We start from the raw sequence: 25,977 nt of genomic DNA, 5'->3' as shown, positions 1-25,977 counted from the left end.
GGGTTCCGCCCCCTTCCCTACATTCCGGAGCGGTCGTGATTCCGAAGGGTTACGCGCGTGTCGACGCGAGACACACTGAAAAACTCCACCGCCGTCGCGGAGCTGAACCAGCGGTCGCGGGAAATCCTGCGGCACGTCGTGGATGCCTATGTGCAGACCGGCGAGCCCGTGGGCAGCCGGACCCTGTCCAAGCGCCTGCAGACCTCGCTGTCGCCGGCGACCATCCGCAACGTGCTGGCGGACCTGGAAGACCTGGGGCTTCTCTATGCCCCCCACACCTCCGCCGGCCGGCTGCCGACGGAGCTGGGCCTGCGCATGTTCGTCTCGGGCCTGCTGGAGATCGGCAGCCTGACCGACGAGGAGCGGGCGCGGATCGACCTGCAATGCCGCGCCAGCAACAAGTCGATGGAAGACGTGCTGGCCGAGGCGACGCATACCCTTTCCGGCCTGTCGCTGTGCGCCGGGCTGGTCATGGCGCCCAAGACCGAAAGCCCGCTCAAGCACATCGAGTTCGTGAACCTGGGCCCCGGCCGGGCGCTGGTGGTGATCGTCACCCAGAACGGGGTGGTGGAAAACCGCGTGGTCGAGGTGCCCCACGACCTGCCGCCCAACGTTCTGGTGGAGGCGTCGAACTTCCTGTCGGCGCGCATGACCAACCGCACGCTGGAGGAAGCGCGCGAGGCGATCCTGAAGGAACTGGAAAGCCACAAGCACGCCCTGGACGAGTTGACCAGCAAGGTCATCGCCGCCGGGCTCGGCACCTGGACGGGCAGCGAGGCCGACGGGGCGCTGATCGTGCGCGGGCAGTCGCACCTGCTGTCGGACGTGACCGCGCTGGAGGACCTGGAGCGTATCCGCCACCTGTTCGACATGCTGGAGACGCGCGAACAGATGCTGCGCCTGCTGGATCTGGTGGGCGCGGCGGAAGGCGTGCAGATCTTCATCGGGTCGGAGAACGACCTGTTCACCGCCGCCGGGTGTTCGATGATCGTCAGCCCGTTTCGCAACGGCCGGGAAGAAATCGTCGGGGCCATCGGCGTGGTCGGCCCCACCCGCATCAATTACGCCCGCATCATCCCGCTGGTGGACTACACCGCGAAGGTGGTCGGAAGACTCATTGGTTGAGGACACACACAGGCATGGCACAGCAGCATAATCCCGCTCAAGCCGCGAACGGCGCCGAGACCCCCAACGAGGTGCCCGAGCACGAGGGCCAGGAAGGTACCCACCCCGGCGGCACCGCCGACACCGGTGAACAGAGCCCGCAGGCCGGCGACATCCCGCAGGGCACCGTTCCCGACGAGGAGGCCCAGGCCGCCGCCGCCGACAACATGGCGCCGGAAGAGCGCATCGCCATGCTGGAAGGCGAGGTCCAGCGCCTGAAGACCGAATACATGCGTGCGCTGGCAGACGCCGAGAATTCCAAGCGCATGGCGGAAAAGCGCATCGAGGACAACTCCAAGTACGCCGTCTCCAACTTCGCGAAGGAGATGCTGACGGTCGCCGACAACCTGGACCGCGCCCTGCTGGCCGCGCCCGAGGACAAGCGCAGGAACAATGAGCTTCTCAAGAACCTGGCCGTCGGCATCGAGATGACCCAGAAGACGCTGACCGGCGCGCTGGAGAAGTACGGCGTGCAGAAGGTGGAGGCGCGCGGCGCGGCCTTCGATCCCAACCTGCATCAGGCCGTGCAGGAGGTCGAGAACCCCGACGTTCCCGCCGGCACCTGCGTGGAGGTCTACCAGGACGGCTACCTGATCCGCGACCGCCTGCTGCGGCCGGCCATGGTGGTGGTCAGCCGCGGCGGCCCCAAGCGCGACGCCGGCAACGGCAACGGCGGCGGCGCCCAGACGCCCGAGGGCGGCCAGGGCGGGGTGGATACCTCCGCCTGAGGCACCTTGCCGGATTGAAGGGAACGGGGCGCGGCCTTGCGGTCGCGCCCCGTTTCGTTCGGTCTTACCGGGGGCGCGTCAGGACGCCGCGGCCTCCCCTCGCGCTCCCCCGCACGTCTGTGAGAGCGCCGCCACCGGCTGACGTCCCGCCTTCGCGGGTGTCAAGACCGGGAGCGCGGCAGGTCAGCACGGTACACGGATTCCTGCCTTCGCAGGGATGACGGAAGTTTTCATTTTCTAAATCACAAGCTTATGAAACGCATCGCCTGCTGCCATCCCTCGGTACACGACGCACATCCGCCACCGCCGTTCCCGGGCCGCACAAAGCGAGAGCGCGAGAGGCCGCGCCTCTCGCATCCCCCATCGCGCGTCAGCGTGGCGCGGTACCGGGTCTAGTGCGCCTCCGCCCAGGTGTCGGCGATTCCCGCCTCGACCTCCAGCGGCACGGACAACTCGGCCGCGCCCTCCATGACCGCCTTGATGACCGCGACCGCGCGCTCGGCCTCGGCCTCCGGCGCCTCGAAGACCAGTTCGTCGTGGACCTGCAGGAGCATCTTCGTTTCAAGCCCCGCGTCGGTCAGCGCCGCCGGCACGCGGATCATGGCGCGCTTGATGATGTCGGCCGCCCCGCCCTGGATGGGGGCGTTGATGGCCGCGCGCTCGGCGAACCCGCGCATGTTGGGGTTGCGGTCGGAAATGCCCGGCGTCCAGCACTTGCGGCCGAAGGGCGTGCGGACGAAACCGTGGGTCTTCGCGAAGGCCTTGGTCTCGTCCATGTAGGCGCGGATTTCCGGGAAACGGTCGAAGTAGGCGTCGATGTAGGCCTTGGCCTCGCCCCGGTCGATGCCCAGCTGCGCGGCCAGCCCGAAGGGCGAGATGCCGTAGATGATGCCGAAGTTGATGGCCTTGGCGCGGCGGCGGATCATGGGGTCCATGCCCTCGACCGGCACGCCGAACACCTGGCTGGCGGTGATGGCGTGAATGTCCTGGCCCTCGCGGAAGGCTTCCTTCAGCGCGGCGATGTCGGCCACGTGGGCCACCAGTCGAAGCTCGATCTGCGAGTAGTCGGCGCTGATGAGCTTGCACCCCTGCTCCGCCACGAAGGCGCGGCGGATTTTGCGGCCTTCCTCGGTGCGGATGGGGATGTTCTGCAGGTTGGGCTCCTGCGACGACAGGCGGCCGGTGCTGGTGGCCGTCTGGCTGTAGTTGGTGTGCACCCGGCCGGTGCGAGCACGGATCTGGTTGACCAGGCTGTCGGCGTAGGTGCTCTTCAGCTTCTGCACCTGGCGCCAGTCCAGCACGCGGGCCGGCAGGTCGTGGCCCTGCGCGGCCAGCTGTTCGAGAATGTCGGCGCTGGTGGAGTAGGCGCCGGTCTTGCTCTTCTTTCCGCCGGGCAGGCTCATCTTGCCGAACAGGATTTCGCCCAGTTGCTTCGGGCTGCCGGGGTTGAACTCCTCGCCGGCGAGGGCGTGGATTTTCACCTCAAGCTCGCGCATCCGGCTGCCGAGGTCGTCGGACAGGCGCCTCAACTCCACCGAGTCGACCTTGATGCCGGCGGCTTCCATGTCGGCCAGGATGCGCACCTGCGGGCGGTCCAGGCTTTCATAGACGCCGGTCATGCGCTCGGCGAACAGGCGCTCGCGGAACAGGCGGTGCAGGCGCAGGGTGATGTCGGCGTCCTCGGCGGCGTAGTGGGTCGCCTTGTCGACGGGCACCTTGTCGAAGGTGATCTGGTTCTTGCCCTTGCCGCACAGTTCCGTGAACGTGGTGCAGGTGTGGTCCAGGTGGCGGCGGGCCAGTTCATCCATGCCGTGGCCGGTGGTGGTGCCGTCCAGCACGTAGGACATGACCATGGTGTCATCCACGGGCATGACGCGCACCGGCAGGCCATGCGCCGCCATTTCGCGTTCCAGCACGTGCAGGTCGTACTTGATGTTGTGGCCGACCTTGAGCACGCCGGGGTTTTCCAGAAGCGGCCCCAGCCGCTTCAGCGCCTCGGCCACGCCGATCTGGTCGGGACGCAGGGCGGAGCCCGCCTCGGCCGCCGCCGCGTCGCCGCCCAGGTCCAGCGAGCCCTGCGCCTGTCCCGCCGGCACGGCCTCGGGGTCGACATGGCGCAGCGGCACGTAACACGCCCGGCCCGGCGCGGTAGACAGCGACAGGCCGACGAGGTTGCCGCCGTGGGCATCCAGGGCGTCTGTTTCCGTGTCGATGGCGACCACGCCGGTGCGCGTCGCCTCCTCGATCCAGGCGTCCAGGGCGTCCAGCGTCAGAACGCTGTCATAGTGGATGTCGTCGGGCGCGGTGGCGGCCTCGGCGGCGGGATCGCGCACGGGCTCGGGCAGGTCTTCGCCGTCGGCGGCCAGTTTCTCCCGCACGCGGGCGAGGATGGAGTTGAAGCCGTTGTCCTTCAGGAAGGCCGTCAGGGTTTCCACGTCGGGCTTCTTGACCGTGAAGGTGTCCAGCGCCTCGGTCACCTCGCAGTCGCTGCGCAGCAGCACCAGCCGGCGCGAGATGCGGGCCGCCTCGGCATGGTCGATCAGGTTCTGGCGGCGCTTGGGCTGCTTGATCTCCTCGGCGTGGGCCAGCAGGGTGTCGACGTCGCCGTACTGCTCGATCAACTGCGCGGCGGTCTTCACGCCGATGCCCGGCACGCCGGGAACGTTGTCGGTGGAATCACCGGCCAGCGCCTGCACGTCCACCACCTTGTCCGGCCCGACGCCGAATTTTGCGACCACGTCCTCGGCCCGGATCTCCTTGTTCTTCATGGCGTCGAACAGGACAACCTCGCCATCGTGGACCAGCTGCATCAGGTCCTTGTCCGACGACACGATGGTCACCTTGGCGCCGGCCTCGCGGGCCTGGCGGGTGTAGGTGGCGATCAGGTCGTCGGCCTCGAACCCGTCCATCTCCACGCTGGGCAGGTTGAAGGCGCGCACGGCCTCGCGGATCAGCTCGAACTGGGGGATCAGCTCGTCGGGCGGCGGCGGGCGGTGGGCCTTGTATTCGGGGTAGAAGTCGTTGCGGAAAGACTTGCGCGCCGTGTCGAAGATGACGGCGATGTGGTCCGCATCCGTTTCGGCGATCAGCTTCATGAGCATCTGGGTGAAGCCGTAGACGGCGTTCACCGGCGTGCCGTCCGGCCGCGACATGGGCGGCAGGGCGTGGAAGGCCCGGAAGATGAAGCCCGATCCGTCGACCAGGAAGACGTGTTTCATGGCGCGCCCATCATTCATGTGCTGATCGGAAAAAACGACGACGCCGGAGCCGCCACCCGACTCCGGCGCGAAATTCAGGCACCTAGACCCGCACCCCTAGTGCTGCGTGGTGGCGGCGGTGGCCTCGACGCCTTCCTTCAGCACGTACTGGCGGCTGCAGTAGGGGCAGACGATGTCGCGGGTTTCCGGGCGGATGTGCAGCCACACGCGCGGATGGCCCAGCGGACCGTTGCCGCCGTCGCAGGCGACGTCGATGCGGTCCGTCTCGATGGTCTCGGTGATGGTGTTGCCCTTCTGCGTCATGGCCTCTGTCTCTTGTGAAAACCGTGGAGTCGGCGTCTGCCGGCGGATCGCCGGATGATACCCGAGGACAGGACGCGATCAAGGGGACTCGACCGGACCCGGACCCGCAACCATATAGGACCGGCAGCGGCCCTTGCCAGATGGCGCGTTATGGGGTCGACTCCGCCCATCCGAATCCCGCACACCGACCGCAGAGACCATGCCCCGCGACCACGCCAGTTCCATTTCCACGCCCGCCCAGGACCCCTCCGTGCCCGACAACGCCATCGAGATCCGCGACGTCACCAAGGTCTACGCAGCTCGCCACGGCCAGGGGGAGAAGCGCGCGCTGGACGGCGTGAGCATCGAAATCCCGCGCGGCAGCTTTTTCGGCCTGCTGGGCCCCAACGGCGCGGGCAAGTCGACGCTCATCAACATCATGGCCGGGCTGGTGACCAAGACCAGCGGCACGGTGCGCATCTGGGGCAACGACATCGACACCGCCGAGCGCGCCGCGCGACTGGCCATCGGCGTGGTGCCGCAGGAGTTGAACCTCGACCCCTTCTTCACCCCGCGCGAGCTGCTGGACGTGCAGGCGGGCCTCTACGGCGTCCCGAAGTCGGAGCGCCGGACCGATGAAATCCTCCATCTGGTCGGCCTGACCGACAAGGCGGAATCCTACGCCCGCACCCTGTCGGGCGGGATGCGCCGCCGGCTGCTGGTGGCGAAGGCGATGGTGCACGCCCCGCCCATCCTGGTGCTCGACGAGCCGACGGCGGGCGTCGACATCGAACTGCGCCAGCAGTTGTGGGAGCAGGTGAAGCTGCTCAACCAGCAGGGCACCACCATCCTGCTGACCACCCACTACCTGGAGGAAGCCGAGGAACTCTGCGACCGCATCGCCATCATCAGCCAGGGGCAGGTGGCGGCGTGCGAGCCCAAGAAGACCCTTCTCCAGCGCCTGGACAACAAAGCCCTGCACGTCACCGTGCGCGAGACGCTCGGCCACCTGCCGCCGGCCCTGGCGGCCCTGGGGGCGGAGATCGCCGACGAGCACAAGCTGATCGTCCGCTACCGCCCCTCCGAAACGGTGATCGGGGAAATCCTGGAGGCCATCCGTGTCGCCGACCTGTCCATCCTGGACCTGTCGACGGAGGAAGCGGACCTGGAGGACATCTTCCTTCAGCTGACCAGCCAGCCTGACGCGGCCGCGAACCGCGCCAAGGCCTGACGCGGCGGAGGAACGGGCAATGCGTGGGCGATCCTTCCTTGCGGCGGGGCTGGTGGCGGGTGTGCTGGCCCTGACCGGCTGCGCGCCCAGGACCGTGCCGCCGGGTCCGCTGGCCGACGCGCCCCAGTCGCCAGCACTGGCCCAGGAAACCTTCCGCACCGCCGACGGCTATGCGCTGCCCGTGCGCTCGTGGCTGCCCGAGGCCGGCGCGCCCGAGGCGGTGGTGCTGGCGGTGCACGGCTTCAACGACTATTCCCACGGCTTCGACCTGCCCGGCCGTGCGCTGGCCGAGGCGGGCGTGGCGGTCTGGAGCTTCGATCAGCGCGGCTTCGGGCGGGCGCCCCACTTCGGCCTGTGGTCCGGCGAGGAGGCCATGATCGGCGACATCTCCGGCATGGCGCGGGCCCTGAAGGCGCGCTACCCGGACACACCGCTCTACCTGCTGGGCGTGAGCATGGGCGGCGCGGCGGTCATCGCCACCGCCACGTCGGACGATCCGCCGCCCCATGACGGCGTGATCCTGTCGGCGCCCGCGGTGTGGGCGCGCGACACCATGCCCTTCTACCAGCGCGCCGGCCTGTTCATCGCCAGCCACACGGTGCCGTGGCTCAAGCTGTCCGGCGAGGGTCTGGGCTACCAGGCCTCCGACAACCTGGAGATCCTGCGGGCGGCCGGGCGTGATCCGCTGTTCATCAAGGAAACCCGCATCGACAGCACCAAGGGGCTTGTGGACCTCATGGACCGCGCCATGGAAACCGTCGACGACGTGCCGGGGCCGGTCCTCTACCTGTACGGCGAGAAGGACGAAATCGTCCCGCCCCACGCCACGGACCGGGCGCTTGCGACCCTGCCGGACCGGGGCGGGCGCGTGCGCGTGGTGCTGTATGACGACGGCTGGCACATGCTGCTGCGCGACCTCCAGCGCGAGACGGTCTATGCCGACATCCTGGCCTGGATCGAGGACCGCCAGGGCCCGCTGCCCTCGGGCGAGGAAGTGGGCCCCGAGGTGACCGTGGCGCAGGAGATCGCCGACAACGGCGACGGAGCGGAGGGCGGCGCTGCCGACCGTCCGGGGACCGTGCGCGCCGCCGGCCCGTCGGACGCCTCCGAGCCGTCGGAGTAAACCTCGCGGTCGCGCGGGCCGTAGGGCAGGGACAGGCACCGCTTTCCCGTCCCGGAGGCTTCCATGACCAGTGACGACCCACAAGCCATCTACCAGGAATTCAACGCCGTGGTGAACATGGCGCCGAAGGAGCTGGAGGAGTGGCTCGCCACCGACGAAAGCCAATCCGTCGGCTGGACCCGCGAGGGCGAGGACGAAAGCGTCGGCCACCACTCGGGCCGGCGGATCGTGGAGATCAAGCGCAAGAAGAAGGCGGATCTGACCGACGACGACTACGCGCACATGCGGAAAGTCATCGGCTACGTCCACCGCCACCAGAAACAGGTGCCCGGCGGCGACGTGACGGACACCCGCTGGCGTTACTCCCTCATGAACTGGGGCCACGATCCGCTGAAGGAACCGGGCGAGCATTGACGCGGGCGGCGGCGGCTCCTAGATGGTGGATCGCCGCCGATTTCCCGGTTGGCAAAGTGCATTGGGATCGGTATGGTTCCGATCCTGCTTGGGACCCGTAGCTCAGCTGGATAGAGTGTCGCCCTCCGAAGGCGAAGGTCGCGCGTTCGAATCGCGCCGGGTCCGCCAGAATTCTAGAAACCCTGGTCGCTTGATTAGCGGCCAGGGCTTTCTGCGTTTCGCGGGCTCGGAAGTCGCTACGGTTCTTCTGCGTCGCGCTTCGCCAGGATAGCCTTCTTTGTGGGTATCCGAAAAACCGCTAGGGACAGATCATAAATCGTGACAATAAAAAAATATACTACAAGAAGGGCCAGGGAGTTCATAAACGAGGTCGCGTGTTCCTCTGCTGATACTAAGGGTTTTACGACAACTATGACGACAGAGGCGCCCAGAAGAATAATGAGACTTGCCGATGATTTTCGGAGGGAATTTCTGGTTCTTATGAAATTGGTATCAGTTTCGTCTTCTAGACGATTAAGTTCAAGATGAATATTTGCTGCTGAGGCTAATGTTACCGCGGCAATAAATCCAAGAGTCGCCAAGAATTCGTGGTTCACGAAGCCGTGCAAGAAGGCATTGGCATCGCTAGTGAGATGTGGGTGGCAAATGTTAATCGCCCCCAGAATCGTCGCCAGTCCTATCAGACCGATCCACGGCAGTGTTTTCCCCATGACCCAAAATCCAGTTCTTCAGCCCACGCAATGCATCAGCAATTACTTCCCTCGGAGCGGCAATGCGGGGGATTTCTGTGACTGCCGGGCGCCTGCTTGATGAGAACCTTTTATTGTCCAAGGATCTTGCAGTTATTTTACCCGCGCCTCGCTCCGAATATCTTACGGCCTCTCTAATTTTATTGGTATCAGTCGCCACGCCTACGGAAGATTCCATTCCGTACTGCACCCTTTCCGCGCCATTTTCTTCTCGGGTGTCTCGCAAGTCTCTGTCGATGTCTCCGGTTGTGTCCCACATGTTCGGAACAGCGAAATCAAACCGGATCGAGCGCAACTTGCCGCCACTTTCTTTAGCGAATTTCCAAAAATCTTGACTGTCGAAGATGTGGTCTACTTCGATATTGTATGGTCGGTAGGAGTTCTGGTTGATGTGCCTCACGAGCGACCTTATGAGCGCGGAAGGCTTGCCCACAACGTCATTCTCAACAGCGACACGCTGTCCTTGTTCGTGCGTTGTCGGATCAACTAGAACGTATGCTCCCTGCCATTCGTCAGTAGTAACTTCAGCACCGCCCTCTTCTGGAGGCCTATGATGATCGTGGGGCTTTTGCAGCTGTAAAAGCCCCAAAATCAGGTCATCGTCATCCTTAAGCGGAAGCCAGTGAAGCGTTCTTGCGCCGTGATGAGGAAAGGCGAGCGTTTGTCCAAGACATTTTCGCAGCCACTCCTCGCGACCAATTTTGTAGGTTTCCAGATCAGCTTGGGGAACTGGAGATAAGCTGAGGTGGAAAAGCGTAAATCGTCGAAATGCCATGAATACCCTCCCGCGACGCGGGAGAATATAAACCAATACGATCTGAGGTCAAATCTCTTTCGAGTAGTGCTCAGTAGGAGTATGTGGTCCCCGTAAAGCAGACCCTTAAGGACGCTCGCGCGCCGGCACCGATCGTCAATCCGGGATGTTCACGTTTACCCGCCCCCGCCACGGCACGAACGCCGGCACCTTCTCCCGATACCGCGCATAGGCCTCCCCATACAGCCGCAGCAGCCTTCGTTCCTCGAAGCGGCTGCCGATGAGCAGGTAGAGGCTCGCCCAGACCGCCGTCGCCAAGCCCAGCGGGTCGACGGAGCGGCCCCAGAGGACCAGGAAGGCCGCCGAATACAGCGGATGCCGGACCCAGGCGTGCACCCCGTCCGTCTGCAAGGGCTCGTCGTCGGCCGCCTCCGCCGCGCTGATGTCGCCCCGGCGGGCCATGCGCAGCTGGTGGGTGCCGGCGAAGCGGCCCAGGTCGTAGGACTGGGCGAAGTACAGCAGCAGGAACACGCCCAGCGCCGACACCGCCAGCATCACCGCCTCCAGCCAGCCCGGCAGGGCGAAGGCCGGTGCGTCGCCCAGGGCCCACCAGCCCACCGCCAGCACGGCGGCCACATGCACCAGGGCGAACAGGTTGTAGGCCAGCCGCTCCCACGCGCCCAGCCAGGGGCGCAGGCGCGCCTTCACGCTGGCGTTGGCGAGCCACGAATGGCCGACGCCGAAACTCAGCCAAGCCAGGGCATAGACCAGATGCGCCGCCCAGGGCTCCAGAGGCATCCCCCGCGCCTTCCGTCAGCCGCACTGCAGGCGCTGGATGCGGCCCGTTTCGGTGACGAAGATCGTCAGCCGCTCGGGCCGGAAATCCTTGGTCATGGCATCGCCAGGGCCGAGGATGCGGTGGGGGAAGGGCAGGGCGTCCTCGTCGACCTCGTTCGGCCCCGCCGTCCCCGCCACCAGATATTTCCCAGCGGTGTCCGACAGGTCCGAGGCGCCGCAGCGCGACAGGTCGTGCGGCCCGGCCTCGGTCGGGCGCTCGCCGGCCGCCGTCGCGACCGGCGTCCGGTCGGTAACGTCGGGCGAGGGCGCGCAGGCCGCGAGGGTCAGGGCGAGCGGGGCGAGCAGGAAGAAGCGCGGGCGCATCGGCACCTCCGTCGGTTGCCGGCTCACCCGCAGGTGAGCTTGGTGATGATGCCGTCGCGGGTGGTGGTGATGGTCAGCCGGTCGGGCCGGAAATCCATGGTCACCGCCATGCCCGGCATGACGACGCGGTGCGGGTCGGGCAGCGCGTCCACCGACACCGCCTCCGGCCCGGCCTCGCCGCGCACCAGCCGCTTGCCCAACGCGTCCGCCAGGTCCGATGCGTTGCAGGACGCCAGTTCCTCGGCCGAAACCTGCTTTGCCGGCCGCTCCAGCGGCGGCTCGGGCTCCTGCGGGCCGGCGGCGCAGGCGGCTAGGGCGAGCACGGCGGCGGCGGCCGTGGCGGTCGCGGGTAGGCGGCGGCGGAAAAGCATGGTCGGTCTGTCCCCTTTCAGCGGTCCCCGATGCGGGCGATGGTGGCGGTGGTGGAAAACCCGTCCTCAAGGTTGGCCAGCATGACGCGGCCCCCGTAGGCCTGCACCACGTCGGCCCCGACCACCGTTTCCACCGTGTAGTCGGCGCCCTTGACCAGAACGTCCGGGCGCAGGGCGCGGATCATCTCCAGCGGCGTGTCCTCGCCGAAGATCACCACCATGTCGACGCTCGCCAGCGACCCCAGGACGGTCGCCCGCGCCGCCTCGCTCTGCACCGGGCGGCTCTCGCCCTTCAGCCGCTTGACCGAGGCGTCGGAGTTCAGCCCCACGATCAGCCGGTCGCAGCCGGCCTTGGCCTGGGCCAGCAGCGAAACGTGGCCGGGGTGCAGCAGGTCGAAACAGCCGTTGGTGAAGCCCACCGACAGCCCGCGCGCCCGCCACTTGCCCACGCGCTCCAGCGCCTGGGGCAGGGTGAGCACCTTGGCCTCGTCGGCCTCCAGGTCCTGGCGGCGCAGCGTGTGGAGCAGTTCCTCGGCATTAACCGCGGCGGTGCCCACCTTGCCGACCACGATGCTGGCGGCCACGTTGGCCAGCGCGGCGGCGTCCACCAGCGACGCCCCGGCGGCCAGCGCGGCGGCGACGGTGGCGACCACCGTGTCGCCGGCGCCGGACACGTCGAACACCTCGCGCGCCTGGGCGGGCAGGTGGGCGGGTTCGGCGTCCGGTCCCACCAGCGTCATGCCTTCCTGGCTGCGGGTGACCAGGATGGTCTCGATGCCGCAGGTCTCGATCAGCTTGCGCGCGGCGGCGGTGATGCTGTCGGTGTCGTCGGTGGACATGCCGGCGGCTTCGGCCAGTTCCTTGCGATTGGGCGTGACCACCGTGGCGCCGCGGTAGCGTGTCCAGTCCGCCCCCTTGGGATCGACCACCACCGGCACGCCGCGGGCGCGGGCGACCTCGATCAGCCGGGCGGTGACGCCCTCGGGCAGCACGCCCTTGCCGTAGTCCGACAGCACCAGGGCCCCGGCGGCCTCCATCTGGTCGGACGCGGCGGCGGTCAGGCGGTCGAGCGTCAGGTCGGTGACGGGGGCCAGGGTTTCGTCGTCGGCGCGCAACAGCTGCTGGTTGCCGGCCACGAAACGGGTCTTGATGGTGGTCTGGCGGCCGGCGTCGACGCACAGCACCGGGTCCACGCCCGGCAGCGCGTCGATCAGGTGCGCCACCTCGCGCCCCGGCGCATCGTCGCCGACGCAGGTGAAGAAGCTGGCTTTCGCGCCCAGGCCCACCAGATTGCGCACCACGTTGCCGGCCCCGCCCAGCATGGCGTCCTCGCGCCGCACCCGCAGGACGGGGATCGGCCCTTCCGGCGAGATGCGGTCGACGCTGCCGTAGACGAAGCGGTCCAGCATGACGTCGCCGGCGCACAGGACGCGGGCATGGGACAGAGAGGCGGCAAGGGCGGCGAGGGCGGACTGGTCGGTCATCGAAGCGGCGGCTTTCCGGACAGGCGAAGGAACGCGATGTCAGCAGACCGTGCGGAAATAGTCCACCGTCTTCGCCAGTCCCTCTTCCAGCGTCACCGTCGGCTCCCATCCCAGGGCGTCCCAGGCGCGGGTGATGTCGGGGCGGCGCTGCTTCGGGTCGTCGGCGGGCAGGGGCTTGTTGACGATCCGTGACGTCGAGCCGGTCAGGCGGATCACCGCCTGGGCCAACTCCAGCATGGTGTACTCGCCCGGGTTGCCCAGGTTCAAGGGTCCGATCAGTTCGTCGGGGCTGTCCATGAACCGCATCAGCCCGTCCACCAGGTCGTCGACGTAGCAGAACGACCGGGTCTGGGTGCCGTCGCCGTAGATGGTGATGTCCTGCCCGCGCAGGGCCTGGCAGATGAAGTTCGACACCACGCGGCCGTCGTCGGGGTGCATCTTGGGGCCGTAGGTGTTGAAGATGCGGGCCACCTTGATCTTGATGTCGTACTGCCGCTGGTAGTCGAAGAACAGTGTCTCGGCGCAGCGCTTGCCTTCATCGTAGCAGGCGCGCGGGCCGATGGGGTTGACGTTGCCCCAGTATCCTTCCGTCTGCGGGTGGATTTCCGGGTCGCCGTAGACCTCGCTGGTGGATGCCTGCAGGATGCGGGCGCGCTTGCGCTTGGCCAGCCCCAGCATGTTGATGGCGCCGATGACGTTGGTCTTGGTGGTCTGCACCGGGTCGTTCTGGTAGTGCACCGGGCTGGCCGGGCAGGCAAGGTTGAAGACGCGGTCGATCTCCACGTACAGGGGGAAGTTGACGTCGTGGCGCATCAGCTCGAAGCGCGGGTTGTTCAGAAGGTGCGCCACATTGCCGCGCCGGCCGGTGTAGAAGTTGTCCACGCACAGGACCTCGTGGCCCTGGTCCAGCAGCCGCTCGCACAGGTGGGAGCCGATGAACCCGGCGCCACCGGTCACCAGGATGCGAAGGCTTGATGCCATGGTGTTCTCCTTGTCGCGGACGGCCGCCGGGGGCTTTCTCTTTCTAAGTGCTGGAATTTCTTTATACTGGCGGCCGTGAGGGTTGGAAACGAGGCCGCGCGCGCATGCGCAACCGCAAGGGGATTCAGGCCGAACGCCTGCTGCTGGACACCATGGATCGCCTGCGCCGGAACGGGTCCGGCGGGCGGGCGGTCTACCTGCATCTGTCGCGGCTTCTGCCGATGAACCGCGTGCCCGTGCGCATGCGCATCGTGGCGCGCATGTTCAAGACGCTGGAGACGGGCCACGGCGCCGCCGTCTATACGCTGGACAACGACGATCTGGTCATCCTTGGGCGCACCCTGCCGGAGTCCGAGATCGACCTGATCATCCATCGCGTTCGCTCTCTGTTTGAACATGATCCTTTGACATACGCGGGAAGCGGGCAAGCCGATCCCGATGATCCCTTCGTCACCTGGTACGACCTGATGACCGACCACCGGCGCCTGCGCCTGGCGGTGGAAGCGGTGGAGCAGGCGCGGCTGGAGCGCCTGGGCACCGTGGGGTCGGGCGGTCTGGTCAGCCCCTATTCCTGGGCGGCCCCGCGCGAGTCCGTGCCCGAACCCGTCGACCCGCGGGCGCTGGAGCGCGTGCTGGACGCCTTCGCCCTGTTCGACCTGGGCCCGCACCTGCGCCGACAGCCGGCGGTGCGCATCGGCGACGACCGCCTGGCCGAGGTGGCGTTCGAGGAGTTCTTCGCCTCCATCGGCGGCGTGCAGAAGGCGCTGTGCCCGGAAACGGTGCTGACGGCCGACCGGTGGCTGTTCCAGGATTTCTCCCGCGCGCTGGACCGCCGCGTGCTGGAGATCCTGGCCGACCAGCCGTTGCTGCGCAAACCCGGCGCCATCAGCCTGAACCTCAACCTGGAAAGCACCCGCACGCCGGCCTTCCGGCGCCTGGTCAAGGCCATGGGAGAGCGGCAGAAGCTGGTGGTCGAGGTGCAGGTGATCGACGTCTTCGCCGACATCCACGCCTACGAGGACGCCCGCGACGCCCTGCGCGAAGCCGGGCACGAGGTGCTGATAGACGGCCTGAGCCCGGTGACCTTGCGGCTTCTGGACGTGCGCAAACTGGCGCCCGACTACGCCAAGGTGCTGTGGAACGCCGACCTGGCGACCGAGGAGACGGCGGACAAGACCGCCGCCTTCGCCGCCGAGGTCAAGGCCGTCGGCCCCCGGCGCGTGGTGCTGGCGCGCTGCGACACCGAAGCGGCCGTCATGTGGGGCCTGAACAACGGCATCCAGATGTTCCAGGGCCGCTTCATCGACGCGGTGCTGGGCACCATGACCATGGCGGAGTGTCCCACATCGCCCCAGTGCACCCTCAGCCAGTGCGCCGCGCGGCGGGCCTCGGTCGCGGGGGCGATGCGCACCCAGTGCCCGCACCCGCCGGGCCTGGACGCCGTGCAGCGCTTCGCCGCGCCGGGCGTGCGGCGGGCGACCAGGGCGGAGAAGGCCTCGTGAGCGACACCCTTTCCTCCTCTTCCGCGGCTTCCCGGTCCGGTTCCGCGCGTCCGGGGCGCGAGCATCCCCTGGGGGCCGGCCAGGAGTCCAAGTTTCTCAACGACCTGCGCAAGGCCGACGGCAAGGCGCCCGGCAAGACGGTGGCCGAGGTCGGGCTGTCGCGCATGGACCCCATGAACCGCACCGAGGCCAAGGCGCGCGAGATCGCCGACGCCTTCGCGGCCGCCGTGGGGGCGGGGGCGCGTCTGTACTGGATGCGCGACTGGACGCTCATGGTGCTGTTCGACGAGGCCTCGGCCCAGGCGGTGCAGGCGGCGCTGGTGCGGCTGCGCTTCGTGCTCGGCGGCGATCCGCTGGCCGAGGACCGCGACCTCGTGGTCTACCGTCCCTTCGTCCGCGACTACGAGGCGCTGATCGCCGAGACCGAGGACCGGGTGGTCGGCGGCGCCGCGGCGGGTGCGCCGTCGGGCTCGGGCGCCGAGGCGCGGGGGGGCGGCGACGGGGTGCCCCGCTTCCGCACCGCAGCCCGGCAGCCGCGGGGAGAGCCGCTGACCCCCGGAATGCTGGGCCGCATCGAGAGCATGCTGGTCAACGCCAACCTCTCCAGCCACATCCGCCGCCAGTCGGTGTGCGTCATGGTGTCCGAGGGCAAGCCCGAGCCCATGTTCACCGAAGTCTTCGTGTCCATCGCCGACCTGCGCGAGACCCTGCTGCCGCGCGTCGACCTGGCGTCCAACCCCTGGCTGTTCCAGCGCCTGACGCAGACGCTGGACCGGCGGGTGCTGGCCATGTTGACCCACCGCGACGATGCGACATTGGTCAAGGGCTTCTCCATCAACCTCAACGTCGCCTCCATCCTGTCCGACGAATTCCTGGCCTTCGACGACAACATGGCCGCCGGCAGCCACGGCACGGTGGTCATCGAGTTGCGGCCCGAGGACATCTTCGCCGACCTGGGGGCCTTCACCTTTGCGCGCGACTTCGTGCGCCAGCGCGGCTATCGCGTCTGCCTGGACGGCCTGACGTGGCGTTCGCTGCCCTACGTCAGCGCCCGGCGCCTGGGGGCGGAGATGGTCAAGCTGAACTGGTCGCCGGACCTGCCCTCGGTGCTGGAGGGGCCCGAGGGCAAGCCGGTGCGCGAGGCCATGGAGGCCCTGCCGCCCGGCAAGCTGGTGCTCGCCCGCTGCGACAGCGAGGATGCCGTCGCCTTCGGGCAGGACAACGACATCACGCTCTACCAGGGGCGCATCATCGACACCTGGATGCGCGAGCGCGCGCCGTTCTGACGCCCCAAAAAATGTCCTAATGATCCGGTCAGGTAATGATGGCGTAAGAGGTGCATATACGCCAGAATATCATATCGACCTTGCCGGACTTGTCGCGTGCCCCGACCCTTCGCCTCCTCCACACCGTCATCGTCCCGCCCGGACACCGCGTCGACTGTCGGCAGCCTGATGCCGGCGGCGGCGATGCTGGTCGTCAGCGTGCTGGGCGTCTTCGTCGCCGGGCTGTGGCCGCGGGAGACCGGGCCGGTGGCGGTGCTGGCGGCCGATTTTCCCGCCGCCGTGGCGGTGGTGGAGGCAGCCGGCGGGCGCCTGGTCGGCGGCACGGGCGTGGACGGCCTGGTGGTGGCCGCGCCGCGTGATCCCGCCGACTCCGGCCTGCACGACCGCCTCTCGGCGGCGGGGGCATGGCTGCTGCTTGATCCGCAGGGGCTGGCGGGCTGCGGCGTGACCCTGCCGGACGGCGTGTCCTGACGCCGCTGCCGCACGTCTCTCTTCTTCCCGGTTCCGCTTTACGGAGGCTTCCGTGACTGCCCTCGACACCCTGCGCCGGCGCTATGCGGCACTTCTCGTCATCGCCCTTTGGATCATGGTGCCGGTGGTGGCCCTGACGGCCGGCCTGAACGGCGTGCCCTGGCTGCCGCCGGCGGCGGTCGGGGCGGCGCTGGCTCTGGGCGTGACGCTCACCTGGCACCGCGACCCGGCTGGCTTGGCGGTGCGCCTTGCCAGCGGCGTTGCGCTCGCGGGCGTGCCGGCCCTGCTGGTGTGGAGCATGCGCGGCGGCACCTGGCAGCTGGACATGCACATGACCTTTTTCGCCGCCCTGGCCCTGGCGGCGCTCTGGTGCGACTGGCGCGCCGTGGCGACGACGGCGGCGGTGACGGCGGTGCATCACCTGCTGCTGAACTTCCTCATGCCGTCGCTGGTCTTCCCCGGTGGTGCGGACTTCGGCCGCGTGGTCCTGCATGCCGTCGTCGTGGTCGTGCAGGCTGGCGCCCTGATGTGGCTGTGCGAGCAGCTGCGCCGCGCCTTCGTCGATGCCGATGCCGCCGTGGTCGCCGCCAAGGCCGCCGAGTCCCAGGCCGAGGCCGGCGCGGCCGAGCAGGCCGCGCTGCGCCACGAGCAGGAAAAGGTCGCCGCCGCCCTGGCCGAGGCGACCGCCGACTTCGACCGCCGCGTCACGCAGGCGGTTTCGGACCTGGCCGCCGCCGCCGGGGCGCTGGAGGACAGTTCGGAAACCATGTCGGGCACGGCCGACACCACCGCCGGCCGCTCCCGCAGCGCCGCCGACGAGTCCCGCCAAGCCACAATGAACGTGCAGACCATGGCCGCCTCGGCCGAGGAACTCGCGGCCTCCATCGGCGAGATCACCCGCCAGGTGGCGCGGTCCTCCGAGATCGCCACCGGCGCGGCCGAGGAAGCCAGGCGCCTGTCGGCCACCGTGGAAAACCTGGACCAGGCGGCGCTGCGCATCGGCGACGTGGTCAAGCTGATCCAGGACGTGGCGGACCAGACCAACCTTCTGGCGCTCAACGCCACCATCGAGGCCGCGCGCGCCGGTGAGGCCGGTAAGGGCTTCGCCGTGGTCGCCAACGAGGTCAAGGCGCTGGCCGGCCAGACCACCCGCGCGACCGAGGACATCGCCGCCCAGATCGCCGGCGTCCAGCAGGTGACGCGCGAGGCGGTGGATGCCATTGCCGGCATCGGCACCACCATCGGCTCCATGGACGAGATCACCGCCGCCATCGCCGCCGCCGTGGACCAGCAGGGCGCAGCGACCAAGGACATCGCCCGCCACGCCGAGGAAGCCGCGCGCAACACGGAAACGGCCGCCCAGGGCATAGACGGGGTGAGCGCGGCGACCGACCTGACGCGCGGCGAGGCGGCCAAGGTGGCCGAGGCGGCGGAAAGCCTGACCGGTCAGGCCGACGGCCTGCGCGCCATGGTCGACGCCTTCCTGGACAGAGTGCGGCCGGCGCAGGAAAAGGCGGCGGCATGAGGATGGGCGGCTGAAAGACGGAACAACGATACATGGTGCGATACGAAGCATGAGGCATGGCGGCCCCGCCCTGCCGCCAAAACGGCCCTTTCCGCCACCCCCTCGATCGCCCATATCGGGCGGATGAGCCAGCCCACGCCCTCATCCGCCGCCACCGACACCATCGATGCCCCGCCCGCCATCGCCGTGGAGGGGCTGACCAAGCGGTACGGACCGGTGACCGCCGTCGGCGGGTTGACGTTCTCCGTCCCGTCCGGGCGCACGGTCGCGCTTCTGGGCGGCAACGGGGCGGGGAAGACCACCACCATCTCCATGCTGCTGGGCCTGCTGCTGCCCACCGAGGGGCGCATCCGGGCGCTCGGCTTCGACATGCTGAAGGAGCGCCACCGGGCGCTGCCCCGCATGAACTTCTCCAGCCCCTATGTCGATCTGCCCCACCGCCTGACGGTACGCCAGAACCTCATGGTCTACAGCCACCTTTACGGCCTGCGCGATCCCAAGGGCCGCATCCGCGAACTGGCCGAGGACCTGGACATCGCCCACCTGCTCAACCGCCCGTCGGGCAAGCTGTCGGCGGGGCAGAAGACGCGCGTGGCGCTGGCCAAGGCGCTGCTCAACGACCCGGCGCTCCTGCTGCTGGACGAGCCGACGGCGTCGCTCGACCCCGACACCGGCGACTGGATTCGCGGCTACCTTAACGCCTACCAGCGGCGCACCGGGGCGACGCTCTTCCTCGCCAGCCACAACATGCAGGAGGTGGAGCGGCTGTGCGACGACGTGCTCATCATGAAGGGCGGGCGCGTGCATGACCGGGGCGCACCGGCCGACCTCCTGGCCCGCTACGGCCGCGGCACGCTGGAGGATGTGTTCCTCGACATCGCCCGCGACCGGACCCGTCCCCTGGAGGGCGAGGGACAACCGCGGGCCGAGCGCCCGGATCGTGATCCCGAGCTTCCCGGCGGCGGCAGCGGTCCCGAGAGCCTGTCGGAATGAGCCAGGAGGACCGCCACCTTATGCCCCACGACGTCCGCCACCCGCCCGAGCGCGGCTTCAGCCCCATCCAGACGCCGCAGTCCGTCGCCTTCGCCCCGCGCCGGGTGCTCGCCATCGTGCTGCGCCACACCTACGTGCTGAAGTCGTCCTTCCCGCGCCTGCTGGAGCTGGCCTACTGGCCGACGGTGCAGATGGTGCTGTGGGGGTTCATCACCACCTTCTTCGTCTCCCACTCCAGCTGGGTGGCGGAAGCCTTCGGCGTGCTGCTGGCGGGCGTTCTGCTGTGGGACGTGATGTTCCGGGGGAACCTGGGCCTGTCCATCTCCTTCATGGAGGAAATGTGGTCGCGCAACCTGGGCCACCTGTTCGTCAGCCCGTTGCGGCCCTACGAACTGGTCGCCAGCATCATGACCATGAGCTTCATCCGCACCGTCGTCGGCATCGTGCCGGCGACCCTTCTGGCGATCGTGTTCTACGAATTCAACATCTACGGCCTGGGCCTGCCGCTGGTGACGTTCTTCGCCAACCTTCTGGTGTTCGGCTGGGTGATCGGCCTGCTGGTCAGCGCCATGATCCTGCGGTTCGGCCTGGGGGCGGAGAGCCTGGCCTGGGTCGCGATCTTCGCCTTCGGACCGTTGAGCGGCATCTACTATCCCATCGACACCCTGCCGGGCTGGCTGCAGCCCGTCGCCTGGGCCATGACGCCGGCCTACGTGTTCGAGGGGATGCGCGCGGTCTTGTTCGACGGCGTGTTCCGGTGGGACCTGTTCGGCGGCGCGGTGGCCTTGAACGTACTGTACCTGGGCGCGGCGACGCTCGTCTTCCTGCGCACCTTCACCACCGCGCGCAAGCTGGGCCTGCTGCTGGACGTGGGGGAATAGCCGCTACACCACCCCCGCCACCACCTTGTGGCGCAGATCATAGCGGCGGTCTTCCTCGGGCGCCGGGGCGATGTCCCACCACCACGTATCGCCGCCGTCCAGGTGGGGGTGGCCGAACAGAAGGTCGCGCGAGAGCGCATCGCCGGTGCTCTTGAGCACCCGGTTCGCCGTCGTGTCGGTCACCAGCAGGGCCAGCCCCGGCGCGTCGGCCAGGGCCTCCACATGGGCGGCGACGATGGCGCGGCTGAAGCGGTCCAGCCGATCGGCCGAGACGTCGGGCAGCGACTCCAGCGCCAGCCGCGGGTTCAGCGGCAACTGGCTGAGGCAGTTGAGCGAGCACACGAGGTCGGCGTCGCGCAGGTAGGGAATGCTGCCGCGCGGCACGGCGGGAATGGACGCCACGCCCCGGCAGGCGGCGGCAAGACCGGTGACGTCGTGGTCCAGAAGGTCGACGTTGCCGAAGCGGCGCACCGCGCGCCGCGTTTCTCCCAGCCAGCACACGTCCACCAGCACCACCCGGCGGAAGGCAGCCGCCAGGGCGTCCAGCGGCACGTCCAGCAGCAGCCCCGCGCCCAGCACCACGGCCAGGTCGCGGCCCGGTGTCGCATCGACCGCCGCCGCCACCCGTTCGCGCGTGGCGGCCAAGTGCGGCGCCCAGGCGTCGCGGCAGCGGCGATGGCGGGCTCGCACGGCGATCATGTCGTGCAGGTAGCCCAGGCGCCGGATGGGGCGCGGACAGGGCGTCATCCAGTGGGTGAGCAGTTCCTGGATCACGCGGCAACCCTGCGGGTTTGGAGGAAAGGGACAGGGCGGGCGGGGCGGACCGGACGCTTGGAAGGTGCCAAGGTACCACAGCCTTACGGGGTGTGCAGCGGGCTCTGGTCCTTCAGGCGGTCGATCATGGCGTCGACGGCGGCGCGCACGGCGGCGACGGTGTTTTCCCGCGCCCAGACCTCGTAGATGGGGCCGCAGGCGTGGGCGTGGGCGTCGTGGGCGTGGGCGGTGCAGGGCAGGGGCTGCGTGTGGATGGCGCCGAACAGGCGGCCGGTCTCCGCCTGCAGGTCGCCCAGCCGCGCCTTCATGCCGCCGGGGCCGAAGGCGCCGGACGGGTAGAACTCCGCGGCCAGCGTGGCGGCGACTTCCTCAAGGCAGGCCAGACGGATTTCCAGCGCCGCCATCATGCGGCGCGGCACGCCGGACCAGTATTCCTTCTCGGAGGCCTGCTCGCACAGGAAGGCCTGCTCGGCCATGGCGTCGAGCATGGTCCAGTCCGGTTCGACGGCGCGGGCCGGGGCGGTCTCCGCCAGGCCCAGGCCGGCGCCGAGCAGCAGGATGGCTGCCGCGCGCGTGGCCGGTGTCATCACCTTGGTCTCCCCCTCGCCCCCGGCGCCGCCGATCCCCTCAGCGGCGTCCGAACAGGCGCTCGATGTCCTTCAGCTTCAGCTCCACATAGGTCGGGCGGCCGTGGTTGCACTGGCCCGAATGCGGAGTCGCCTCCATCTGCCGCAGCAGGGCGTTCATCTCCTCGGCGTTGAGCAGCCGCCCCGAACGCACGCTGCCGTGGCAGGCCATGGTACCACAGACGTCGGCCAGACGATCCTTCAGCGCGAGCGCCTCGCCCAGGTCGGCCAGTTCGTCGGCCAGATCCTCGATCAGCCCCTTCACGTCGCAGTCGCCCAGCAGCGCCGGAACCTCGCGCACCAGGATGGTGCCCGGGCCGAACCCCTCCAGCACCAGACCCAGTTGCCCCAGTTCCTCCGCCCGGGCGATGACGCGGTCGGCGGCGGCCTCCTCCAGCTCCACCACCTCGGGCAGCAGGAGCATCTGGCGGGCGACCCCGCCGGCATCCATGGCCTGTTTCATGCGCTCGTAGACCAGGCGCTCATGCGCGGCGTGCTGGTCGACGATGACGATGCCGTCGGCCGTCTGGGCGACGATGTAGGTCGCGTGCAGTTGCGCCCGCGCCACGCCCAGCGGGTGCTCCGACGCGGCCGGCGGCGGGCTGTCGAGGTCCACCGCCGCCATCGCCTCGGCGAAGCTGGGCGGGGCAGGGCGGCCGTCGGCGTGCGACTCGACGCTGCGCGCCTGGGGCGGGGCCGACAGGTTGGGCAGGCGGGTGGGCTGCTCGTACAGGCCGCCGTAGCCGGATTGCGGGGCCTGGGCGGCATAAGCGGCGTCCACCTCATCCTGCGACGGGCGCGGCGGCGGCGTCCAGCTCCAGGCGGACTGGCCGCCGGACCGACCGAGCGGCAGGGCCGGGCGTTGCGGCTGCCCCTCCGGCCGGGCCGCGCCCAGCGCCCCCAGGGAGACGGTGGTCGAGGCGCGATGCCCGGCCTCCGCCAGCGCGTGGCGCAGGGCCGAGACGATCAGCCCGCGCACCAGCTGCTGGTCGCGGAAGCGCACCTCCGCCTTGGCGGGATGAACGTTCACGTCCACGTCGCGCGGCGGCACCTCCAGGTACAGCGCCAGGATGGCATGGCGGTCGCTGGCGAGGAAATCGGCATAGGCCCCGCGCACCGCCCCGGTCAGCAGGCGGTCCTTCACCGGGCGGCCGTTGACGAACAGGTACTGCTGTTGCGCGTTGCCGCGGTTGAAGGTGGGCAGGCCGATGTGGCCGGTCAGGCGCAGGCCCTCGCGCGCGGCGTCGACGGGCAGGGCGTTGTCGAAGAAATCCCGCCCGATCACCGCCGACAGCCGGTCGAGTCGCCGCCGGAACAGGTCGCCCTGCGTGGCGCCCAGCTTGACGACGCTGCGCGTGCCGTCGGTCAGCGTGAAGGCGACCTCCGGGTGCGCCATGCCCAGCCGGTTGATGACGTCGGCGGCATGCTGGGTCTCCGTGCGCGGCGTTTTCAGGAACTTGAGGCGCGCGGGCGTGGCGTAGAACAGGTCGCGCACCTCCACCCGTGTGCCGCGCTGGCCGGCGGCGGGCTCGGGCGCGGACTTCACGCCGCCCTCGACCTGGATGCGCCAGGCGCTGTCGGCCTCGGCGGTGCGGCTGGTCAGCGTCATGCGCGCGACCGAGCCGATGGAGGGCAGCGCCTCGCCCCGGAAGCCCAGGAAGCCGATGTCGAACAGGTCCTCGCTCGGCAGCTTGGAGGTGGCGTGGCGCTCCACGGCCAGCGCCAGGTCGTCGGGCGTCATGCCCCGGCCGTCGTCCTGCACGGCGATGAGCGCGCGGCCGCCTTCCGAGAGCGTCACGTCGACCCGCGCGGCGCCGGCGTCGATGGCGTTCTCCACCAGTTCCTTCACGGCCGAGGCCGGACGCTCCACCACCTCGCCGGCGGCGATCTGGTTGATGAGCGTGGGCGGCAGCAGACGGAGGCTCACGGCGGGGAAACCCTTTCGGCGGCGGTCCAGATATAGGCGATCGGCGGCGGGCGCGGACGCTATATGTTGTGGGAGCGCGGTGCGTCCGACGCAAGCCCGACGGTAATCCAGTGGAGTCGCCAGAGCAAGCGACTCGGGCGGCGCCGGGGGGGCTTGCTAAGGGCGGCCGAGGGCGTGCGTGGGCCCCTGCCTTCGCAAGGGGCGACGGGTACTATAGGTTCTTGTTCTAGAACACGATATTTGCCGCCATTCCTGCAAAAAGCAGGAATCCACGACCACCGTCGATACGCCGGACGTCCTCCGCCCGCCTCAGCTTTCCAGCATGCGGCGGAGCAGGTTGACGTCCTCGGCGAAGGCGGCGTCGCCGGCGATCAGCTCCTCCACCTTCTTCACCGCGTGCATGACGGTGGTGTGGTCGCGGCCGCCGAACTTGCGGCCGATCTCGGGCAGCGAGCGGCTGGTGAGCTGCTTGGACAGGTACATGGCCACCTGGCGCGGGCGCGTCACGGCACGGGCGCGGCGGGCGGAATGCATGTCGGCGACGCGCACCTGGAAGTGCTCGGCGACCTTCTTCTGGATTTCCTCGATGGTGACCCGGCGGTCGTAGGCGCGCAGCAGGTCGGCCAGTACGTCGTGGGCCGTCTCCAGGCTCAGTTCGCGGCCGACAAGCTGGGCGTGGGCGACCAGGCGCGTCAGCGCGCCTTCCAGTTCCCGGGCGTTGGACGTGATCTTGTGGGCCAGGAACTCCTTGACCTTCACCGGCACCTCGACGCCCATCTGCTCGGCCTTGGCGTCCAGGATGCCCAGCCGCAGTTCATAGGTCGTGGGGTGGATGTCGGCGACGAGACCCGAGGCCATGCGCGAGCGCAGGCGGGCGCCGATCTCCTCCAGGTCGTTGGGCGATTTGTCGGCGGAGATGACGATCTGCCGGCCCTGGTCAACCAGGGCGTTGAAGGTGTGGAAGAATTCCTCCTGCGTGGAATCCTTGCCGGAGATGAACTGCACGTCGTCGATCATCAGCACGTCGACGGTGCGGAACTGCTCCTTGAAGCTGATGGTGTCCTGGTGGCGCAGGGCGCGCACGAAGGAATACATGAACTTTTCCGCGCTCATGTAGATCACGCGCCGTTCCGGCCGGCGCTCGCGCAGGCGGTGGGCGATGGCGTGCATGAGGTGCGTCTTGCCCAGCCCGACGCCGCCGTAGAGAAACAGCGGGTTGAAGCTGACCTGATCGGAGTCGGCCACGCGCTGGGCGGCGGCGTGGGCGAATTCGTTGGGCTTGCCGACGACGAAATTCTCGAAGGTGTAGCGGGCGTCCAGCGAGGCCGACAGGTCGTCCACCTGGCCCGTGGGGGCCGCGGCCATGAAGCCGCCGTGGGCCGGGACCGGCGCCGCGGCGGATGCCGGCGTGCCGGCGCGGCCGGCGGCGGCGGCCTCGGTGCGGCGGCCGGATTCCATGGCGGCGGCGCGGGGGCTGCCGGGAACGGGATCATTGACGGCCGCGGCGGCGGGTCCGCCGCCGGTCAGGTCGGGGCGCTGCATGTTGGTCACCACCATGACGTCCACCGTGCGCACGGCGGGATTTTCGCCGTTCCACAGGGCGCGAATCCGGTCGGCGTAGTGCGTCAGCACCCAGTCCCTGATGAAGCGCGTGGGCACGGCCAGCGTGACCGCGCCGTCGCGCACGTCCGTCACCGTCATCGGCGCGACCCAGCTCTTGAAGGCCGCGTCGCCGAACTCCTCGCGCAATTGACCCTGGACGCGATCCCATTGGGCGGCGATCGCTGCGTCCATTGAACCCGTGCTCATCAACGACTCCGACGCGCTTTCCGCTTGCACTGCCCCAGCCACGTGCCTTCCCCCGTCTCTCCGATCCCCCGGCTGACGGCAACACGATGGCTGCCCCGGCCGCCGGCGGCGGTCGGTGGGGGCTGTTCTGGTCAAGGTGATCCGCCCGGAAGCGCCGGGACGATCTCTCCCTCACCGCCCTTGCTTGTGTGATGTCGCCGGTCTGCACCGGCGGCGCCGACCGGCCCTGGGGCGGACGGCGCGGAACCGGCGGGCGGAGCCGGCCCCCTTTCTGGGTTCCCGGGACGCGGCCTGGTACCGCTCCCGTCGACGCGCCACGAAAGCGGCGTCCGGAACCCCGACATGATTCCCGAAAACGCCCGCGCAAGAAAGCCGAATCTTGTAAAAGAGTCGAGGGCGAAACATTAAAGACGATAAAGTATCGCATTCTTCCAAATCTTGATTGGAAGAAGGGTTTCGCGTCGTAAGACTTTCATCGCTTGGGGTCGGGGCCTCTGATCCGAGGCCCCTTAAGCTAGCCACG

At 68.8% G+C, this 25,977-nt stretch carries 23 protein-coding genes and 1 tRNA gene; 12 read left to right on the top strand and 12 right to left on the bottom strand.

Annotated features, from left to right (window positions below; all coding sequences use genetic code 11):
• The first annotated feature begins 57 nt into the window (after window positions 1-57).
• Window positions 58-1,125, top strand: a complete 1,068-nt coding sequence (gene hrcA / locus C882_RS20010) for a heat-inducible transcriptional repressor HrcA (protein ID WP_009542503.1) — start codon at window positions 58-60, stop codon at window positions 1,123-1,125.
• A 14-nt stretch (window positions 1,126-1,139) separates the two neighbouring features.
• A complete protein-coding gene (grpE, locus tag C882_RS20005; protein ID WP_009542502.1) occupies window positions 1,140-1,892 on the top strand; it encodes a nucleotide exchange factor GrpE in 753 nt (250 codons plus the stop codon).
• Window positions 1,893-2,284: 392 nt separating this feature from the next.
• Here grpE and polA read toward each other — a convergent pair whose 3' ends face one another.
• Together polA and C882_RS19995 are read right to left on the bottom strand one after the other, a co-directional pair.
• Window positions 2,285-5,110: a DNA polymerase I gene (gene polA / locus C882_RS20000; protein WP_009542501.1), complete on the bottom strand. Its 2,826-nt coding sequence runs from the start codon at window positions 5,108-5,110 to the stop codon at window positions 2,285-2,287.
• Between the two features lie 96 nt (window positions 5,111-5,206).
• On the bottom strand, window positions 5,207-5,413 hold the full coding sequence (locus C882_RS19995) for a zinc-finger domain-containing protein (protein ID WP_009542500.1): 207 nt from the start codon (window positions 5,411-5,413) through the stop codon (window positions 5,207-5,209).
• 199 nt (window positions 5,414-5,612) lie between these two features.
• On the opposite strand from C882_RS19995, the gene C882_RS19990 reads away from it, so the two are divergent.
• The 4 genes from C882_RS19990 (at window position 5,613) to C882_RS19975 (ending at window position 8,328) form a co-directional block, all read left to right on the top strand.
• A complete protein-coding gene (locus C882_RS19990) occupies window positions 5,613-6,623 on the top strand; it encodes an ABC transporter ATP-binding protein (RefSeq protein WP_009542499.1) in 1,011 nt (336 codons plus the stop codon).
• Between the two features lie 19 nt (window positions 6,624-6,642).
• Window positions 6,643-7,746 (top strand): alpha/beta hydrolase, encoded by a 1,104-nt coding sequence (locus C882_RS19985; protein ID WP_009542498.1) that lies wholly within the window; start codon window positions 6,643-6,645, stop codon window positions 7,744-7,746.
• A 63-nt stretch (window positions 7,747-7,809) separates the two neighbouring features.
• Complete coding sequence (locus C882_RS19980; protein ID WP_009542497.1) at window positions 7,810-8,160, top strand: DUF3140 domain-containing protein; 351 nt, start codon at window positions 7,810-7,812, stop codon at window positions 8,158-8,160.
• 91 nt (window positions 8,161-8,251) lie between these two features.
• Window positions 8,252-8,328, top strand: a tRNA-Arg gene (locus tag C882_RS19975).
• A gap of 480 nt (window positions 8,329-8,808) precedes the next feature.
• Here the strand turns inward: C882_RS19975 and C882_RS24780 are convergent.
• From C882_RS24780 to C882_RS19950, 6 genes are all read right to left on the bottom strand, one after another.
• The gene (locus tag C882_RS24780; protein WP_152415431.1) at window positions 8,809-9,684 is read right to left on the bottom strand and encodes a hypothetical protein; all 876 of its coding nucleotides are present in this window, start codon (window positions 9,682-9,684) and stop codon (window positions 8,809-8,811) included.
• Between the two features lie 135 nt (window positions 9,685-9,819).
• The gene (locus tag C882_RS19970; protein WP_009542496.1) at window positions 9,820-10,461 is read right to left on the bottom strand and encodes a methyltransferase family protein; all 642 of its coding nucleotides are present in this window, start codon (window positions 10,459-10,461) and stop codon (window positions 9,820-9,822) included.
• Window positions 10,462-10,476: 15 nt separating this feature from the next.
• The gene (locus C882_RS23585) at window positions 10,477-10,824 is read right to left on the bottom strand and encodes an I78 family peptidase inhibitor (RefSeq protein WP_009542495.1); all 348 of its coding nucleotides are present in this window, start codon (window positions 10,822-10,824) and stop codon (window positions 10,477-10,479) included.
• A gap of 23 nt (window positions 10,825-10,847) precedes the next feature.
• A complete protein-coding gene (locus C882_RS19960; RefSeq protein ID WP_009542494.1) occupies window positions 10,848-11,195 on the bottom strand; it encodes an I78 family peptidase inhibitor in 348 nt (115 codons plus the stop codon).
• A gap of 17 nt (window positions 11,196-11,212) precedes the next feature.
• Window positions 11,213-12,679: a D-glycero-beta-D-manno-heptose-7-phosphate kinase gene (rfaE1, locus tag C882_RS19955; RefSeq protein ID WP_009542493.1), complete on the bottom strand. Its 1,467-nt coding sequence runs from the start codon at window positions 12,677-12,679 to the stop codon at window positions 11,213-11,215.
• Between the two features lie 39 nt (window positions 12,680-12,718).
• Window positions 12,719-13,660, bottom strand: coding sequence for a UDP-glucuronic acid decarboxylase family protein (locus C882_RS19950; RefSeq protein WP_009542492.1), 942 nt, complete (start codon window positions 13,658-13,660; stop codon window positions 12,719-12,721).
• A gap of 104 nt (window positions 13,661-13,764) precedes the next feature.
• Here C882_RS19950 and C882_RS23580 point away from each other — a divergent pair, with 104 nt between their 5' ends.
• The 6 genes from C882_RS23580 to C882_RS19920 all read left to right on the top strand — a co-directional run bounded on the left by C882_RS23580 (window position 13,765) and on the right by C882_RS19920 (window position 20,318).
• Complete coding sequence (locus tag C882_RS23580; protein ID WP_052000236.1) at window positions 13,765-15,162, top strand: EAL domain-containing protein; 1,398 nt, start codon at window positions 13,765-13,767, stop codon at window positions 15,160-15,162.
• The gene (locus tag C882_RS19940; protein WP_009542491.1) at window positions 15,159-16,448 is read left to right on the top strand and encodes an EAL domain-containing protein; all 1,290 of its coding nucleotides are present in this window, start codon (window positions 15,159-15,161) and stop codon (window positions 16,446-16,448) included. Before C882_RS23580 ends, C882_RS19940 begins: the two co-directional genes overlap by 4 nt.
• A gap of 96 nt (window positions 16,449-16,544) precedes the next feature.
• Window positions 16,545-16,919 carry a hypothetical protein gene (locus C882_RS19935; RefSeq protein WP_152415430.1) on the top strand — a complete coding sequence of 125 codons (375 nt, stop codon included), beginning with the start codon at window positions 16,545-16,547 and terminating at the stop codon, window positions 16,917-16,919.
• Between the two features lie 52 nt (window positions 16,920-16,971).
• Window positions 16,972-18,444, top strand: coding sequence for a methyl-accepting chemotaxis protein (locus tag C882_RS25575; protein WP_009542489.1), 1,473 nt, complete (start codon window positions 16,972-16,974; stop codon window positions 18,442-18,444).
• A gap of 123 nt (window positions 18,445-18,567) precedes the next feature.
• Window positions 18,568-19,437, top strand: coding sequence for an ABC transporter ATP-binding protein (locus C882_RS19925; RefSeq protein ID WP_009542488.1), 870 nt, complete (start codon window positions 18,568-18,570; stop codon window positions 19,435-19,437).
• A gap of 20 nt (window positions 19,438-19,457) precedes the next feature.
• Window positions 19,458-20,318, top strand: coding sequence for an ABC transporter permease (locus tag C882_RS19920; protein ID WP_009542487.1), 861 nt, complete (start codon window positions 19,458-19,460; stop codon window positions 20,316-20,318).
• 3 nt (window positions 20,319-20,321) lie between these two features.
• On the opposite strand, the gene C882_RS19915 is transcribed toward C882_RS19920, so the two are convergent.
• The 4 genes from C882_RS19915 to dnaA form a co-directional block, all read right to left on the bottom strand.
• Window positions 20,322-21,092, bottom strand: coding sequence for a hypothetical protein (locus C882_RS19915; protein WP_009542486.1), 771 nt, complete (start codon window positions 21,090-21,092; stop codon window positions 20,322-20,324).
• A gap of 83 nt (window positions 21,093-21,175) precedes the next feature.
• A complete protein-coding gene (locus C882_RS19910) occupies window positions 21,176-21,679 on the bottom strand; it encodes a hypothetical protein (RefSeq protein WP_043646763.1) in 504 nt (167 codons plus the stop codon).
• 40 nt (window positions 21,680-21,719) lie between these two features.
• Window positions 21,720-23,645, bottom strand: a complete 1,926-nt coding sequence (gene mutL / locus C882_RS19905) for a DNA mismatch repair endonuclease MutL (protein ID WP_009542484.1) — start codon at window positions 23,643-23,645, stop codon at window positions 21,720-21,722.
• A gap of 309 nt (window positions 23,646-23,954) precedes the next feature.
• Window positions 23,955-25,454 carry a chromosomal replication initiator protein DnaA gene (gene dnaA, locus C882_RS19900; RefSeq protein WP_043646760.1) on the bottom strand — a complete coding sequence of 500 codons (1,500 nt, stop codon included), beginning with the start codon at window positions 25,452-25,454 and terminating at the stop codon, window positions 23,955-23,957.
• Window positions 25,455-25,977: the final 523 nt, after the last annotated feature.

This window comes from Caenispirillum salinarum AK4, from assembly GCF_000315795.1.
Lineage (GTDB): Bacteria > Pseudomonadota > Alphaproteobacteria > Rhodospirillales > Rhodospirillaceae > Caenispirillum > Caenispirillum salinarum.
The sequence above is the reverse complement of the archived record's forward strand: the minus strand, read 5'-3'. Positions and strand labels throughout refer to the sequence as shown.

Coding starts and splice junctions, on each gene's coding strand:
- C882_RS19925 (WP_009542488.1), top strand. CDS start 18,568: ATGAGCCAGCCCACGCCCTCATCCGCCGCCACCGACACCATCGATGCC.
- C882_RS23585 (WP_009542495.1), bottom strand. CDS start 10,824: ATGCGCCCGCGCTTCTTCCTGCTCGCCCCGCTCGCCCTGACCCTCGCG.
- C882_RS19980 (WP_009542497.1), top strand. CDS start 7,810: ATGACCAGTGACGACCCACAAGCCATCTACCAGGAATTCAACGCCGTG.
- rfaE1 (WP_009542493.1), bottom strand. CDS start 12,679: ATGACCGACCAGTCCGCCCTCGCCGCCCTTGCCGCCTCTCTGTCCCAT.
- C882_RS24780 (WP_152415431.1), bottom strand. CDS start 9,684: ATGGCATTTCGACGATTTACGCTTTTCCACCTCAGCTTATCTCCAGTT.
- C882_RS23580 (WP_052000236.1), top strand. CDS start 13,765: ATGCGCAACCGCAAGGGGATTCAGGCCGAACGCCTGCTGCTGGACACC.
- C882_RS19990 (WP_009542499.1), top strand. CDS start 5,613: ATGCCCCGCGACCACGCCAGTTCCATTTCCACGCCCGCCCAGGACCCC.
- C882_RS19995 (WP_009542500.1), bottom strand. CDS start 5,413: ATGACGCAGAAGGGCAACACCATCACCGAGACCATCGAGACGGACCGC.
- dnaA (WP_043646760.1), bottom strand. CDS start 25,454: ATGAGCACGGGTTCAATGGACGCAGCGATCGCCGCCCAATGGGATCGC.
- C882_RS19950 (WP_009542492.1), bottom strand. CDS start 13,660: ATGGCATCAAGCCTTCGCATCCTGGTGACCGGTGGCGCCGGGTTCATC.
- grpE (WP_009542502.1), top strand. CDS start 1,140: ATGGCACAGCAGCATAATCCCGCTCAAGCCGCGAACGGCGCCGAGACC.
- C882_RS19985 (WP_009542498.1), top strand. CDS start 6,643: ATGCGTGGGCGATCCTTCCTTGCGGCGGGGCTGGTGGCGGGTGTGCTG.
- C882_RS19970 (WP_009542496.1), bottom strand. CDS start 10,461: ATGCCTCTGGAGCCCTGGGCGGCGCATCTGGTCTATGCCCTGGCTTGG.
- C882_RS19960 (WP_009542494.1), bottom strand. CDS start 11,195: ATGCTTTTCCGCCGCCGCCTACCCGCGACCGCCACGGCCGCCGCCGCC.
- C882_RS19910 (WP_043646763.1), bottom strand. CDS start 21,679: ATGACACCGGCCACGCGCGCGGCAGCCATCCTGCTGCTCGGCGCCGGC.
- C882_RS19920 (WP_009542487.1), top strand. CDS start 19,458: ATGCCCCACGACGTCCGCCACCCGCCCGAGCGCGGCTTCAGCCCCATC.
- polA (WP_009542501.1), bottom strand. CDS start 5,110: ATGAAACACGTCTTCCTGGTCGACGGATCGGGCTTCATCTTCCGGGCC.